This is a genomic window from Achromobacter sp. ACM03 (genome assembly GCF_014851665.1).
In the GTDB taxonomy this organism is placed as follows: Bacteria; Pseudomonadota; Gammaproteobacteria; order Burkholderiales; family Burkholderiaceae_B; genus Achromobacter; species Achromobacter aegrifaciens.
Window position 1 is genome coordinate 280,311 of the sequence record NZ_JACVAD010000002.1, and the last position, 14,419, is coordinate 294,729.

General features: G+C 65.9%; 13 protein-coding genes, 1 tRNA gene and 1 pseudogene. 9 read left to right on the forward strand and 6 right to left on the reverse strand.

Features of this window, described 5'->3' with window-relative positions; translation table 11 throughout:
• Window positions 1-51 precede the first annotated feature (51 nt).
• The gene (locus tag IB257_RS09560; protein ID WP_054455150.1) at window positions 52-885 is read left to right on the forward strand and encodes an enoyl-CoA hydratase/isomerase family protein; all 834 of its coding nucleotides are present in this window, start codon (window positions 52-54) and stop codon (window positions 883-885) included.
• Between the two features lie 46 nt (window positions 886-931).
• Here IB257_RS09560 and IB257_RS09565 read toward each other — a convergent pair whose 3' ends face one another.
• Complete coding sequence (locus IB257_RS09565) at window positions 932-1,672, reverse strand: enoyl-CoA hydratase-related protein (protein ID WP_054455148.1); 741 nt, start codon at window positions 1,670-1,672, stop codon at window positions 932-934.
• The gene (locus tag IB257_RS09570) at window positions 1,669-2,640 is read right to left on the reverse strand and encodes a nitronate monooxygenase family protein (RefSeq protein WP_054455881.1); all 972 of its coding nucleotides are present in this window, start codon (window positions 2,638-2,640) and stop codon (window positions 1,669-1,671) included. Before IB257_RS09570 ends, IB257_RS09565 begins: the two co-directional genes overlap by 4 nt.
• Before the next feature lie 194 nt (window positions 2,641-2,834).
• Between IB257_RS09570 and IB257_RS09575 the strand changes: the two genes are divergently transcribed.
• The 4 genes from IB257_RS09575 to IB257_RS09590 all read left to right on the forward strand — a co-directional run bounded on the left by IB257_RS09575 (window position 2,835) and on the right by IB257_RS09590 (window position 7,623).
• Window positions 2,835-3,458, forward strand: coding sequence for a TetR/AcrR family transcriptional regulator (locus IB257_RS09575; protein WP_054455146.1), 624 nt, complete (start codon window positions 2,835-2,837; stop codon window positions 3,456-3,458).
• A 47-nt stretch (window positions 3,459-3,505) separates the two neighbouring features.
• Entirely contained in the window at window positions 3,506-4,654 is a 1,149-nt protein-coding gene (locus IB257_RS09580; protein WP_054455144.1) for an acyl-CoA dehydrogenase family protein, read from the forward strand.
• Between the two features lie 182 nt (window positions 4,655-4,836).
• A complete protein-coding gene (locus IB257_RS09585) occupies window positions 4,837-6,066 on the forward strand; it encodes a CaiB/BaiF CoA-transferase family protein (RefSeq protein WP_054455142.1) in 1,230 nt (409 codons plus the stop codon).
• A 30-nt stretch (window positions 6,067-6,096) separates the two neighbouring features.
• Window positions 6,097-7,623 (forward strand): 3-hydroxyacyl-CoA dehydrogenase, encoded by a 1,527-nt coding sequence (locus IB257_RS09590; protein WP_054455140.1) that lies wholly within the window; start codon window positions 6,097-6,099, stop codon window positions 7,621-7,623.
• 90 nt (window positions 7,624-7,713) lie between these two features.
• On the opposite strand, the gene IB257_RS09595 is transcribed toward IB257_RS09590, so the two are convergent.
• The 3 genes from IB257_RS09595 to IB257_RS09605 are packed head-to-tail and all read right to left on the reverse strand — an operon-like array spanning window position 7,714 to window position 11,199.
• The gene (locus IB257_RS09595) at window positions 7,714-8,679 is read right to left on the reverse strand and encodes a tripartite tricarboxylate transporter substrate binding protein (protein ID WP_119452137.1); all 966 of its coding nucleotides are present in this window, start codon (window positions 8,677-8,679) and stop codon (window positions 7,714-7,716) included.
• A 41-nt stretch (window positions 8,680-8,720) separates the two neighbouring features.
• The gene (locus tag IB257_RS09600) at window positions 8,721-10,154 is read right to left on the reverse strand and encodes a dihydroorotase family protein (RefSeq protein ID WP_370540109.1); all 1,434 of its coding nucleotides are present in this window, start codon (window positions 10,152-10,154) and stop codon (window positions 8,721-8,723) included.
• Window positions 10,135-11,199, reverse strand: coding sequence for a GTP-binding protein (locus tag IB257_RS09605; RefSeq protein WP_192492225.1), 1,065 nt, complete (start codon window positions 11,197-11,199; stop codon window positions 10,135-10,137). Before IB257_RS09605 ends, IB257_RS09600 begins: the two co-directional genes overlap by 20 nt.
• A gap of 159 nt (window positions 11,200-11,358) precedes the next feature.
• On the opposite strand from IB257_RS09605, the gene IB257_RS09610 reads away from it, so the two are divergent.
• Complete coding sequence (locus IB257_RS09610) at window positions 11,359-12,183, forward strand: IclR family transcriptional regulator (protein WP_054455132.1); 825 nt, start codon at window positions 11,359-11,361, stop codon at window positions 12,181-12,183.
• 108 nt (window positions 12,184-12,291) lie between these two features.
• Here the strand turns inward: IB257_RS09610 and IB257_RS09615 are convergent, their stop codons facing one another.
• Window positions 12,292-13,203 (reverse strand): cytochrome c5 family protein, encoded by a 912-nt coding sequence (locus IB257_RS09615; RefSeq protein ID WP_192492226.1) that lies wholly within the window; start codon window positions 13,201-13,203, stop codon window positions 12,292-12,294.
• 233 nt (window positions 13,204-13,436) lie between these two features.
• Between IB257_RS09615 and IB257_RS09620 the strand changes: the two genes are divergently transcribed.
• The 3 genes and pseudogenes from IB257_RS09620 to IB257_RS09630 all read left to right on the forward strand — a co-directional run bounded on the left by IB257_RS09620 (window position 13,437) and on the right by IB257_RS09630 (window position 14,333).
• Window positions 13,437-13,511, forward strand: a tRNA-Arg gene (locus IB257_RS09620).
• 212 nt (window positions 13,512-13,723) lie between these two features.
• A pseudogene (locus IB257_RS09625) lies at window positions 13,724-14,026 on the forward strand (type II toxin-antitoxin system RelE/ParE family toxin); the annotation flags it as partial.
• The gene (locus IB257_RS09630; protein ID WP_059377351.1) at window positions 14,019-14,333 is read left to right on the forward strand and encodes an XRE family transcriptional regulator; all 315 of its coding nucleotides are present in this window, start codon (window positions 14,019-14,021) and stop codon (window positions 14,331-14,333) included. The pseudogene IB257_RS09625 and the gene IB257_RS09630, both read left to right, overlap by 8 nt.
• The last annotated feature ends 86 nt before the right edge of the window (window positions 14,334-14,419 follow it).

A 14,419-nucleotide genomic window follows, 5' to 3' on the forward strand; every position in this document is an offset into this window, starting at 1 on the left:
AACCGGCCGGCATTCGGCCCGGCCTCAAGACAAGATTACGTGGAGACGAACATGAGCGACATCACGCTGGAACACTATTCCGCCTATGAGTCCCTGAAACTGCGCCGGCACCCCGGCGGGGTGCTGGAGGTGATCATGGGCGCCAAGGGCGGCATGCCGGGCAAGCTGTCCACCGCCGATGACCGCATGCACCGCGAATTGGCCGACATCTGGCGCGATATCGACACCGACCCGGACACCCGGGTGGTGGTGATCCGCGGCGAGGGCAAGGGCTTTTCGGGCGGGGGCGACCTGGACCTGGTGCAGCAGATGGCCGACGACTTCGACGTGCGCACCCGCGTCTGGCGCGAGGCTCGCGACCTGGTCTACAACATCATCAACTGCAACAAGCCCATCGTGTCCGCCATGCATGGCGCGGCCGTGGGCGCGGGCCTGGTGGCCGGCCTGCTGGCCGACATCTCAATCGCGGCGCGCGACGCGCGCATCATCGACGGCCATACCCGCCTGGGCGTGACGGCCGGCGACCACGCCGCAATCGTCTGGCCGCTGCTTTGCGGCATGGCGCGCGCCAAGTACTACCTGATGCTGTGCGAAACCGTGACCGGCGAGGAAGCCGAGCGCATCGGCCTGGTGTCGCTGTGCGTGGACGAGGCCGAACTCATCGGCCGCGCCTTCGAGGTCGCCAACAAGCTGGCCGCCGGTTCCCAGACCGCCATCCGCTGGACCAAGTACTCGCTGAACAACTGGCTGCGCATGGCCGGACCCAGCTTCGATACGTCGCTGGCGCTGGAATTCATGGGCTTTGGCGGTCCGGACGTGCGCGAAGGGATCCAGTCCCTGCGCGAACGCCGCGCCCCGAACTTCCGGCCGGATTCGCCGTTCTGAGGCGACGGATTACGCGCGCCAGGCTAGGGCGCGCAATCCGGCTTTCCTACTTCTTGAAGAACTTCGCGAACGCCGCCTGCGCTTCCTCGGATTGCAGGCGGATGCGGAATTGCTGGGCTTCATAGTCCAGCGTGTCCTGGATCGCCTGGCGGTCCGGGCGGCGCAGCATGGCCTTGGTCAGGCGCAGCGCGGCCGGCGGCTGGCGCGCCAGGTCGGCGGCGGTGGCTTGCGCCGCCGCCAGCGCCTGGCCCTTGGGCGTGACCGAAGTGGCCAGCCCGGCGTCGCAGGCGTCCTGCGCCGTGAAGGCCTTGCCCTGCAACAGCCATTCAGCGGCGCGGCGGGCGCCGGCCAGGCGCGGCATCAGCAGGCTGGAAGCGCCTTCCGGGCACAGCCCCAGCGCCACGAACGGCATGCGCAAGGTGGCGCCTTCGCCGATGTGGACGAAATCGCAGTGCTGCAACAGGGTCACACCGATGCCGATGGCATAGCCTTCGACTGCGGCGATGACCGGCACGTCCGCCATGACCAGCGCCCGCAGGAAGGTCAAGGCGGCGCTGTCGCCTGCGCCGCGTTCCGCCTGGAAGTCGCGCAAATCATTGCCCGCCGTGAAATGCTCGCCCGCGCCGGTCAGGACCACTGCCGCCAGCGCCGTGTCGGCGCATGCCAGAGTGATCTGCTCGGTCAGGGCGGCATAAGTGGCCGTATCCAGCGCGTTGCGGCGGTCCGGGCGATTGATGGTCAGCGTCAGCACCGCGCCGTCGCGGCTGACCTGCAGGCCGGCGCTCATGCGCCGAAACCGTCGGCCAGGCGGGACTTGGCGTCCGCGTATTCGCTGCGCAGCGTGTCCACGATCTGGCGGGTCGGCAGCACGCTGGCGATGCCGCCTACGCCCTGGCCCGCGCCCCAGATGTCCTTCCAGGGCTTGACCCGGGTGGAGCCGAAATTGGACGCGCCGCTGTCTGGCTGCGGCAGGTTGGCCGGGTCCAGGCCGGCAGCGGCGATGCTGGCCTTCAGGTAGTTGCCGGGAATGCCGGTGAAGAACGGGGTATACAGGATGTCCGAGGCGCTGGCGTCCACGATGGCGGACTTGTAGCCTTCGCTGGCGTTGGCTTCCTCGCTGGCGATGAAGCGCGTACCCATATAGGCGAAGTCCGCGCCCATGGCCTGCGCGGCCAGGATGTGCGCACCCGAGGTGATCGCGCCCGACAGGATCAGCGGGCCGTCATAGAAGCGGCGCACTTCGGACACCAGCGCGAAGGGGCTGAGCGTGCCCGCATGGCCGCCAGCGCCGGCGCACACCAGGATCAGGCCGTCCACGCCGGCTTCCAGCGCCTTTTCGGCGTGGCGGATGGTGGTCACGTCATGGAACACCTTGCCGCCCCAGTCATGGATGCCTTTGACCAGGTCGCCGGGGGCGCGCAGGCTGGTGATGATGAGCGGCACGCGGTGGCTGGCGCACACGGCCAGGTCCTGCTCCAACCGGTCGTTGGACTGATGGATGATCTGGTTGACCGCAAACGGCGCCACCGTCGCGCCGGGGTTGGCCTCGCGGTGCGACGCCAGGCCGGCCTGGACTTCGTCCAGCCAGTCGGTCAGCAGGCTCTGCGGACGCGCGTTCAGCGCGGGGAACGACCCCACGATGCCGCTGGTGCACTGCGCCACCACCAGCTTGGGATTGGACACGATGAACATCGGGGCGCAGATGACCGGCAGGGACATCTGGCCGTACAAATCAGTCACGAGAGAGTGGGGCATGGCTTCGTCGCGGAAAAAGGTCACGGGAGAACTTGAACATCAGGACTTGAACACCGTTGGCGGGTGTGCCTATAATTACCTACCGACCGTCCGGTAATTAATTAATCCTTATTAAACGGCATGCGCTGAAGCGCTGTCAATGGAGGTACGCGAGTCCCTCCGGCAGCTGCGGCGCGGCCCTTGCAAAGGCTGCCATGGCGACCTCCGCCCCTCCCGCCCAGAAACGCGCCCGCGCCGGCCGGCCGCCCACCGTGGCGGCCCCGCGCGAACGCATCCTGGAAGAAGCCGCCAAGCTCTTCGCCCAAAGCGGCTACGACGGCAGCTCGGTATCCGACCTGGCCGGCGCGCTCGGCGTGTCCAAGGCGGCCATCTACCACTACTACACCACCAAGCAAGACATCTACGACGCCATCATCCTGGCCGTGCTCAGCGGCCTGACGCAGGCCGTCGCCCAGGATGTGGCGCGGGCGGAGGGCGCCACGGCCCGGCTGCGCGCCTTCATGGTGGGCCACGCGCGCTACTTCGAGCAGCACCACGCCGAATTCGTCACCATGCTGATCGGCTATTCCGGCATGGCCCTGACCGAACGCGAAGACGCCGCCCGGCTGCGCGACGGCTACGAGAAGCGCCTGCGCGAACTGATCGCGCAAGGCGTCGCCGCCGGCGAGTTCCGCGCGCTGGACGTGGCCGCGGCGGGCCGCGCCGTGTTGTCCATGCTGAACTGGATGGTGCGCTGGTACAAGCCCGGCCAGGGCGACAGCGCCGAAGCCATCGCCGCCGGCTATTTCGATCTATTGGTCGGAGGCATGCGCGCCTGAAGCGCGGCTGTCCCCGGCTTGCCCCGTATCTTCTTGAGACTCCCACCATGGCCCTTGATACCGAAACCCTGAACCTGTTGCTGGACGCCGTGCGCCGTTTCGTGCACGAACGCCTGATCCCCGCCGAAGACGAACTCGCCGAAAGCGGCCAGGTGCCGCCCGACATCGTCAACGAGATGCGCGACCTGGGCCTGTTCGGCCTGTCCATCTCGCCCGACCATGGCGGCCTGGGCCTCACCATGGAAGAGGAAGTGCGAGTAGTCTTCGAACTGGGGCAGACCTCGCCCGCGTTCCGTTCGCTGGCCGGCACCAACATCGGCATCGGCTCGCAGGCCATCGTGCTGGCCGGTACCGACGAGCAGCGCGCCCGCTACCTGCCCAAGCTGGCCAGCGGCGAATTGATCGGCTCGTTCGCGCTGACCGAACCCGACGCAGGTTCCGACGCGATGGCGCTGCGCCTGTCCGCGGTGCGCGACGGCGACAGCTATGTGCTCAACGGCACCAAGCGCTACATCACCAACGCGCCCATCGCCGGCCTGTTCTCTGTCATGGCCCGCACCGCGCCGGAACGCCGCGCCAATTCCATTTCGTGCTTCCTGGTCGAAGCAGGCACGCCGGGCCTGACCATCGGCAAGCCCGACAAGAAGATGGGCCAGGCCGGCGCCCTGACCAGCGACGTGGTGTTCGACAACTGCCGCGTCCCGGCCAGCGCGCTGCTGGGCGGCGAAGAGGGCAACGGTTTCCGCACCTCGATGCGGGTGCTGGACAAGGGCCGCCTGCATATCTCGGCGCTGTGCGTGGGCATCGCCGACCGCCTGCTGAGCGATGCCGTGAAGTACGCCATTGAGCGTAAGCAATTCGGCCAACCCATCGCCGAATTCCAGCTGATCCAGGCCATGATCGCCGACAGCCAGGCCGAACTCTACGCCGCGCGCTGCATGGTGCTGGACGCCGCCCGCATGCGCGACCGCGGCGAGAACACCACCATGCAGGCCGCTTGCTGCAAGCTGTACGCCACCGAAATGGTGGGCCGCGTGGCTGACCGTGCGGTGCAGATCCACGGCGGCGCCGGCTACATGTCGGAGTACGCGGTCGAGCGCTTCTACCGCGACGTGCGTCTGTTCCGCATCTTCGAAGGCACTTCGCAGATCCAGCAGCTGGTGATCGCCCGCGAAACCATCAAGGCGCATTCCTGAGCGCGGACCCGGCGCAAGAGGCTAATATCCTGCATGACTGACGGTGATCCGGCGCACGGCCCATGGCCGCGCCGGCATATGACGCGCCAGCGGCCGCGCGCCGCCGGCATGACGGAATTCCAGTCTGGCTTGCGCGCCGCCGCAAGCCGGACGTTTTCATTTCTCTTCTAGCGAAAAGACTAATGTCGCAACGTCCCGCTCCCCTTACCGGCATACGCGTGCTGGATCTCACCCGCGTCCTGGCGGGTCCCTGGTGCACCCAGAACCTCGCCGACCTCGGCGCCGAGGTCATCAAGATCGAACGCCCCGGCGCGGGCGACGACACGCGGGCCTGGGGGCCTCCGTACCTGAAGGACGAGGCGGGCAACGACACCACCGAAGCTGCGTATTACCTGTCCGCCAACCGCAACAAGCTGTCGGTGGCGCTGGACATCGCCTCGCCGCGCGGCGCCGAGCTGGTGCGCGAACTGGCGCTGCAAAGCGACATCCTGGTTGAAAACTTCAAGGTGGGCGGCCTGTCCAAGTACGGCCTGGACTACGAAAGCCTGAAGGAGCTCAACCCGCGCCTGATCTACTGCTCCATCACCGGCTTCGGCCAGACCGGCCCTTACGCCAGCCGCCCCGGCTATGACTTCATGATCCAGGGCATGGGCGGGCTGATGAGCATCACCGGCGAACGCGATGACCTGCCCGGCGGCGGGCCGCAGAAAGCGGGCGTGGCGGTGACCGACCTGATGACCGGCATGTACTCCACGGTGGGCATCCTGGCCGCGCTGCACGAGCGCTCGCGCAGCGGCCTGGGCCAGCACATCGACATGGCGCTGCTGGACTGCCAGGTCAGCATGCTGGCCAACCAGAACCTCAATTACATGACCTCGGGCGTGGCGCCCAAGCGCGCCGGCAATGCGCACCAGAATCTGGTGCCTTACCAGGTCTTCGCGGCCAGCGACGGCCACCTGATCGTGGCGGTCGGCAACGACAGCCAGTTCCGCAACTACTGCGGCGCGATCGGCCTGCCCGAGCTGTCGGCCGATCCGCGCTTTGCCACCAATCCGCAGCGCGTGAAGAACCGCGCCGAACTGGTGCCGCTCCTGGCCGAACGCATGGCCACCGGCGCGCGCGACCACTGGCTGGCCGCGCTGGAAGGCGTGGGCGTTCCCGCCGGCCCCATCAACACGCTGGACCAGGTCTACGAAGACCCGCAGGTCCTGGCGCGCGGCATGAAGCGCGAAATGCCGCATCCGACCGCGGGCACAGTGCCCATTGCCTCCAGCCCGCTGAAGTTTTCCGACAGCCCGGTCGAGTACCGTCGTCCGCCGCCCATGCTGGGCGAGCACACCGAACAGGTGCTGTCCGAGAAGCTGGGCCTGTCGGCCGAAGAAATCCTGGCGCTGGCGCAAAGCCGGGCCTGAACCCCATCCAATAAAGGCAGGAGAGTGTTGATGAAGGAGATTCAAACCATCGGCGTCGTCGGCGCCGGGGCCATGGGGCGCGGCATCGCGCAGATCGCGGCGCAGGCCGGGCTGCGCGTGCGCCTGTACGACACCAGCGCCGATGCCGTGGCGGCTGCGCGCGAATCGTTGCGCCAGACATGGGACAAGCTGGCCCAGAAGGGCAAGCTGAGCGCGGCCGACGCGCAGGCCGCGCTGGAACGCGTGGAATCCGCCACCGCGCTGACCGACATGTCCAACTGCCAGCTGGTGGTGGAAGCCATCGTCGAACGCCTGGACGTCAAGCGTGACCTGTTTGCCGCGCTGGAAGGCGTGGTGGCCGAAGATTGCATCCTGGCGTCGAACACCTCGTCGCTGTCGATCACCGCCATCGCCGCCGCCTGCAAGCGGCCGCAGCGCGTGGCCGGCTACCACTTCTTCAACCCGGTCGCGCTGATGAAGGTGGTCGAAGTCATCGACGGCCTGCGCAGCGCGCCCGAAGTCGGCGACGCGCTGGCCGAGCTGGCGCGCCGCATGGGCCACACGCCCGTGCGCGCCAAGGACATGCCGGGCTTCATCGTCAACCACGCTGGCCGCGGCATGAATACCGAAGGCCTACGCGTGGCGCAGGAAGCCGTGGCGACCTTCGCCCAGGTCGACGCCGTGATGCGCGAGCAGGCCGGTTTCCGCATGGGTCCGTTCGAACTGCTGGACCTGACGGCGCTGGACGTGTCGCACCCCGTCATGGAGTCCATCTACCGCCAGTTCTTCGACGAGCCGCGCTTCCGTCCTTCGCCCATCACCACCGTGCGCCTGGCAGGCGGGCTGATCGGCCGCAAGGCCGGCGAAGGTTTCTACGTCTACGCCGACGGCCAGAAGCAGGTGCCGGCCGAGCCGCCCGTGCCGGCGCTGCCCGAAAACCTGAAGGTCTGGGTCAGCCCCAAGCACGGTGAAGGCTACGCCCGCGCCGCCGCGCTGGTCGAAAAGCTGGGCGCCACGCTGGTGACCGGTTCCACGCCCGACGCCGACGCGCTCATCCTGGTCACGCCCTACGGCGAAGACGTCTCCACCACCGTTTCCGCGCAAGGCCTGAACGCGGCCCGCACGGTCGGCCTGGACACGCTCTACGCCTTCGACAGCGCCAAGCGCCGCACCATCATGGTGTCGCCCGCCACCGAAGCCAAGTGGCGCGACGCCGCGCACGCGCTGCTGGCTGCGGACGGCGTGCCCGTCACGGTGATCGAGGATTCGCCTGGCTTCATCGCCCAGCGCATCGTCGCCACCATCGTCAACATCGCCAGCGACATCGCGCAGCAGCAGATCGCCACGCCCAAGGACATCGACCTGGCGGTGACGCTGGGCCTGGGTTATCCGGTGGGCCCGCTGGCCCTGGGCGACAAGCTCGGCGCCGACCGCATCCTGGAAATCCTCAAGAGCATGCAGCGCGTGACCGGCGATCCACGCTATCGCCCCAGCCTGTGGCTGCAGCGCCGCGTGCAGCTGGGCATGTCGCTGACCAAGGCGGCTGGCGAAGAGTGACGCGATGAGCATGGCAGGCGCCGCCCTGGCATGCGAAAAAGCCCGCAAGACATCATGTCTTGCGGGCTTTTTTTCGCGACGCCGGCCGCCTCAGTTCGCCGGCTTGACCCCGATCAGGGACACCAGCGGCGTCCATAGCGCGATGTCGTCGCGGATGCGCCGGGCGAACTTCTCCTTTACTTCGCCTGCCCGCGGCTGGCTGCCGGACGCGTCGAATTTGCTGAGCACCTCCGGGTCGCGCAGCATGACCTGCACGGCGTCGGCCAGCCTGTCCACCACTTCGGCGGGCGTGCCAGGGGGCGCGAACAGGCCGTTCCAGGTTTCGATCTCGTGTCCGGAGATGGTGTCGGCGATGGCCGGCACGCCGGGCAACTGAGGCACGGGCTGGCGGCTGGACACGCCCAGGAAACGAATGCGGCCGCTGTCCTTGTACGGCAGGATTTCGGAGATGTTGGCCGAGTACAGATCGGTCGTGCCGCCCATGGTGTCGAGCAGGGCGGGCGCGCCGCCCCGGTAGCCGATCAGTGTCGCCTCGACACCCGCGCGCTTGAGAAACACCAGCACCGACATGTGCGACATCGACCCTTCGCCGCCGTGCGCGACGGTCAGCGCGCCCGGCTTGGCCCGGCCATACTCGATCAGTTGCGCCAGGCTCTGGAAACGCGAACTGGACGGCACCGTGAGCACCAGCGGATTGCTGGCGATGTTGGCGACCGGCACCAGATCGTTCAACGGGTCGTAACGCACATTGAACAAAAACCGCACCAGCGAAACCTGGCCGATGGAGCCCACCATCAGCGTGTTGCCGTCGTTGCGCGAGCGTATCAGCGCATCGGTGGCAATAGTGCCGCCTGCGCCGGCCTGGTTCTTCACCACGACCGATGAACCCAGGGTGCGGCGTAGCGAATCGGAGGTAATGCGCGCCACGTAGTCGGTATTGCCGCCAGGCGGATACGGCACGATCAACGTGATGGCGGTCCCATCCTGGGCGCGGACCAACGTGGGCAGCAGCAATGGCGCAGAAGCCAGCAGCCGCGAGAACTGACGACGATTCATGATGTTTTCCCCTTGTGTCGTAGTGATGCGCGGCCTGGGCTTCAGCGTACCGCGGCAGCCATCTGGCCGCCGCCCTTGGCGCCGACCACTTTACCGTCCGCATATACCGTGGCGCCGCGCACCATGGTGTGCACCGGCTTGCCCTTGAGGCGGCGGCCGGCATAGGGGCTCCAGCCCACCAGGCTGAGCACGTCCTCGTCACGCACCTCGTATTCCGTCTCCAGATCGACCAGCACCAGATCGGCGTCCAGGCCCGCGCGGATTTCACCCTTGCTGCGCAGTCGGAACAATTCCGCGGGCTTGGCCGAACATGCCTCGGCCACGCGCTCCAGGCTGATCTTGCCTTCCTGGGCCGCCGTCAGGAACATGCTCAGGTAGAACTGCGTCGATGGCGTGCCGGTATGGGCTTTCCAGCCATCGGTCCAGCCCACTTCCTTTTCTTCGCGCGTGTGCGGCGCATGGTCGGTGGCGATGATGTCGATCGTTCCGTCGTTCAGGCCTTCCCACAAGCCGGGCACGTTCTTCTCCGGCACCCAGTACGACAGCGCATACGAGCCCAGGCGCTGGATGGCCGACCATTCGCAACCCAGGAACAGGGCCCAGGGATTGATTTCGCAGGTGACCTTCTGGCCTGCCGCCTTGGCCTCGCGGATGAGCTGCACGCTGCCGGCGGTCTGGGTGTGCAGGATGTGCAGGTGGCAGCCGGCCGCCTTCTGCAGCCGCAGCAGCGTGGCAATGGCGGTTTCCCAGATCACGCCATCGTGGGCGGCGTAGGCGCGCGCATAGGCGAGAGCGTCGCGTTCGCCTCGGTCCCAGTAGGTCTGTTCGATCACGTCCATCAGGGCCTGGTCGTGGGGATGCACCATCAAGGGCACGTCCAGTTCGGCGCAGCGCTGCATGATGCGCAGCAGCTTGCCGTGATCATGCACGCCGATGCCGGGCATGTGCGGGTAGTCTCGGCCCGTGTCCACCACCATGAAGATCTTGAACGCGGCGATACCCGTGGCGGTCATGGCTTCCATTTCCGACTCTATCGTTGGCGCCGGGTTGAAGTTCCAGTCGACCACGGCATCGCTGCGGTAGATGGCGAACTGCTTTTCCAGCAGGTCCAGCGAGTTGGGCGGCGGATTGACGTTGGGCATGCCCACGCTGGTGGTAACGCCGCCAGCGGCGCATTGCTGCGTGGCGGTGAGGATGGTGTCCTTGTACTCGAACCCCTTCTGCGAGCCCTGGCGGTGGTGCGAGTGCATGTCGATCGCGCCCGGCAATACGGCCAGGCCGCTGGCGTCGATGACGTTGCGCGCCTCGGGTTCGCTGCCTGCCTCGTACAAGCCGGCGATCTTGCCGTCGCGGATGCCGATAGCGGCGCGCACCTGTCCCTGGGGAGTGACCACCAGGCCGTTCTTGATCAAAGTGTCCATGCTGTTTTCCTTGTGATGGGGAATGCCGAAACGATCAGGCCGCGCGGGCGGCAGGCGGGAGGGCGCGCTCGCGCACCGTGTCCCAGACCTGCATGACGTAGTCCTTGCTCAGGCCTTTGGTAATGAAAACCATGCGGGATTGCCGGTCCGCGTCCGGCCATTGCGGCAACTCGACAGGCGGATGGAACAGGCGCTGCACCGCTTGCAGCACGATGGGCCGTTCGTGGCCGGCGATGTGCAGGATGCCCTTGACGCGCAGCAGCTCGTCGGGATGCGCCATGACCAGCGCATCCAGCCAGGCGCTGACCTGGGACCAGTGCAAGGGGTCGGCGAAGTCCAGGCAGAAGCTGTCGATGCGCGCATGGTCATGCGCATGCGTGTGTTCATGGTGGTGCCCATGCCCATGCCCGTCCGCGTAGGGCGCGGCATTGAGCCATTGCCGCGCCTGCTCCGGGCGCACATCCACGTCATAGACGTCGGGTCCGTCCAGCACGGTGGCGTCCGGCCGGGCGGCGGGGTCGCAGACCAGGCGCGTGGCGCCGGGGTTGACTTGCGCAAGCGTGTCCACAAGCGCCGTGGCGCGCGCGTCCGGCAGGTCGGTCTTGGTGACGATCAAGGCATCGGCCACAGCCACCTGCTTGATGGCTTCCGGGTGTGCCGCCAGGGTGCCTGGCCCGTTGACGGCATCCACCACGGTCAGCACGCGGTTCAGGCGAAACGAGCGCGCCACCGGAAACGTCATCAAGGCCTGGATGACCGGCACCACGTCGGCCATGCCCGTGGTCTCGATCAGGACGCGGTCGAAGGCCGGAATCTGGCCAGCGCTGCGCTTGGCGCGCAAATCGCGCAGCGTCTCGACCAGATCGCCCTGCACGGTGCAGCACAGGCATCCCGTGCTCAGTTCGATGGTGTTGTCGTTACTGCTGGCGATCAGCGCGTGATCGATGCCGATCTCGCCAAACTCGTTGACGATGACCGCCGCATCGGCCAGCGCCGGATCGCGCAGCCAGTGATTCAGCAGAGTGGTCTTGCCGCTGCCCAGGAATCCCGTCAGCAAGGTGACCGGAATGCGTGTTTCGGAGGTTTCATCGATTGCCATGATGCGCCTTTGCAAAAAACATTAAATTCGCAACCATTGCGATTAAATGAATTTTTGCATCGAGTTGACGCTTTGGCAAGCCCCCGCGATTTCGCGCCACAGCCCCGGGGCAGAGGGAGGGATGACGCTGCTAGAATCGCGGAGAAATTAAATTTCGCAATGGATGCGAAATTGCGGGCCGTAAAGGCGCAACAACAAAGAGAGGGCGACGTGGCGGGTGAAATCAGGACGCGCAACCGGATACTGCACATCCTGCAGCTCTATGACAGGAGCGCCGCATGGTCGGTGGAGGAAATCGCCGTTGAAATGGATGTGTCCGTCAGCTCGGCCTATCGCGACGTGCAGGAACTGGTGCGCGCGGATTTCCTGACCCCGGTGATGGGCGCGCGCTACGTGCTGGGGCCCACGTTTGCCCATTTCGACCTGCTGATGCGCCATGGCGACCCCTTGCTCAAGGTGGCGGAGCCGCTGATGCGGCGGCTGGTGGAGGCCACCACGCCCTCGTCGGCCTCGGTGCTCACGCGCAGCTACCAGGACAAGGTCATGTGCATCCACCAGGAAATCGGCGACCCGGCCGCGCGCGTGGGCCGCTACGAACGCGGCGCCACCATGCCGATGTTCCGCGGCGCGACCTCCAAAGTCATCCTGGCGCACCAGAGCCGCCGCGCCCTGGAGCGCATGTACCTGGCCCACGAAGAGGAAGTGCGCGCCATTTCGCACTGGAAGAGCCTGAAGGACCTGTGCCTGGAACTCGATGCCATCCGCGAGGCGGGCGTCGCCGTCAGCGATTCCGAGATCACGCCGGGGACCATAGGCATTGCAGCGCCGATTTTTCTGGAGCAACGCGTGGTGGCCGGGCTGAGCCTGATCGTGCGCGCCGAGCATTGCCGTCTCGAGCCGTTCCGCGCGGCGGTCATCGAGGCCGCCGGCCAGATCAGCAGCCAGTTGGCCGAGGTGGAAGGCGCCTGGGTGGCGCGCGCCTGAGCGCCAGCACAAGACTTCGCAATCGAGTCGCGCCCGCGGTCTGGCGCAAAGAAAAAGCCCCTTGATCAGATCAAGGGGCTTTATTCATCATGGGCCGCGAGCCTTACTTCACTTGGCCGCATCCACCATGTACTGCACCGCTGCGCGGATGTCGTCTTCCGAGGCGTTGGCCGCGCCGCCCTTCGGGGGCATCGGCGGCTTGCCTTGCATGGCGACCTTCACCATGGCGTCCATGCCGGTCTTGATGTAGGGCTCCCAGGCGGCCTTGTCGCCGAACTTGGGGGCGTTGGCCACGCCGGTGGCATGGCAGGCGAAACAGACGCTCTTGTACAGCTTTTCGCCGGCCGGATTGACTGCCGCTACTTGCGGCGCGGCGGCTTGGGCTGCCGGAGCGGGAGCAGGCGCGGCGGCGGCCGGTGCCGGGGCTGCCGCAGCGGGGGCGGCAGCGGCGGGCGCTGCAGGCGCTGCGGCGGGAGCGGCAGCGGCTTCCTTCTTGTCGCCTTCCGCGGCCGGAGCGGCGGGTTCGGGCAGCGAAGCGCCCGACTTGTTTGCCATGTACACCACGGCGCGCGCGACTTCGTAGTCGGACAGCGTGGGGTTGCCACCCTTGGCGGGCATGCCGCCCTTGCCGTGCAGGGCCACGTTCATCATGGCGTCGTAGCCCGCAGTGATGAAGGGCGCCCAGGCGGCGTTATCGCCCACCTTGGGTGCGCCAGCCACGCCGGCGGTATGACAGGCCGTACAGACGGCGGCGAAGACCTGTTCGCCGGTCTTGAAGACCTTGGGGGCATTTGCATCGACCAGCTGGAAACCCGCGACCGGGGCAATGCGCTTGGCGACAGCTTCTTGGGACAGCGTGTCCGAACCCGCTCCTGTTTTGGTGCCCGAGACCACCATGTTCACCAATAGGATGATGATGGCGATCGGGATCACGAAAGACAGGACGATCGTGACGATCAGTTGCTTCGGGGTCTTGATGGGGGAGGAGTGCTCTTCTATGTGTTCCTGCTCGTTGCTCATGACCAAATCCTGCTAACGGGTACCGGGGGCGCCTGGCGGCGGCAACAGAAAATCAGTACTGCACAAGTCGGCGGCATGAAGGAGCCCGCCTTGCAAGCAAACGCTGGATTATATAACGGTGTCATAGACACGAGTCCAATGCAACCGACGGGGTTTTCGCTGAGTTTGCCGGAAGATTTGATCCCGTTCATGCAGTTCAGCGAAAACTGGGTACAATACCGCCTCCTTGCGCTGCGCCCGTAGTTCAATGGATAGAATGAGAGTTTCCGAAGCTCTTGATACAGGTTCGATTCCTGTCGGGCGCGCCACCAAATCCAAGACTAAGGAATGGCTTGGGTCCGCACTGGGCCTGAATGTGGCTATTCCGACTCCGGTTCAGAAGGCCTGATTGCCTCGCCCGAAGGTGCCGCGCAGCAAGCCGCCGCATCGTGTCTCTCCCCTGGCTGATTTGCGATCTTGTCGATCCACTTCGAGTAGGCCTCGAAGAGCAGCTCCTCGCGTATGCGCTCCCGAATGTGGAGAACAAGAGTCTGTCGCCGCTACCGTTGGTCTTCTGGAAGCTCGTGGCACCACCCTCGGCTTCCCGCATTCCAGCGGCATCAACGGTTCCAAGCATGAGTACATGCGGGAACTTAGGACTCAAGCCGGAGGCCGCCCGCTGCGCACGTTGTATGCCTTTGATCCAAGGCGAGCGGCAATTTTGTTGATAGGCGGGGACAAGACGGGCAACGATCGTTGGTATGAAGAGTTTGTGCCGCTGGCAGACAAACTATATGACGATCATTTGAGATTATTGCGAAAGGAAGGGCAGATAAATGGCTAAGAAATTTGGGACGCTCCGCGCCGCCATGTCGCCGGAATCACAGCTTCGCGCCAAGGCTGCCACAGAGCAGATGCTTCAAGAGATGCCGCTTCAGGAACTGCGACAGGCACGAGGTTTGTCGCAGAAAGTTCTGGCAGAGGTGTTGCATGTTCAACAGCCGTCCATTGCAAAAATGGAGAAGCGGACGGACATGTATATATCGACGTTACGAAGCCACATTGAGGCAATGGGTGGCAAGCTTGAAGTGGTCGCTCGTTTCCCGGATGGCGCTGTCAAGATCACCAATTTTTCTGATCTGGCCGCGTAGAGTCTGGGGTCATAGGAGAGCAGTCCAGTCGCCGCGGATCCTTGCGCGGACAGCCAACGCTCTTGATCCGATCGCCAAATCTGCAA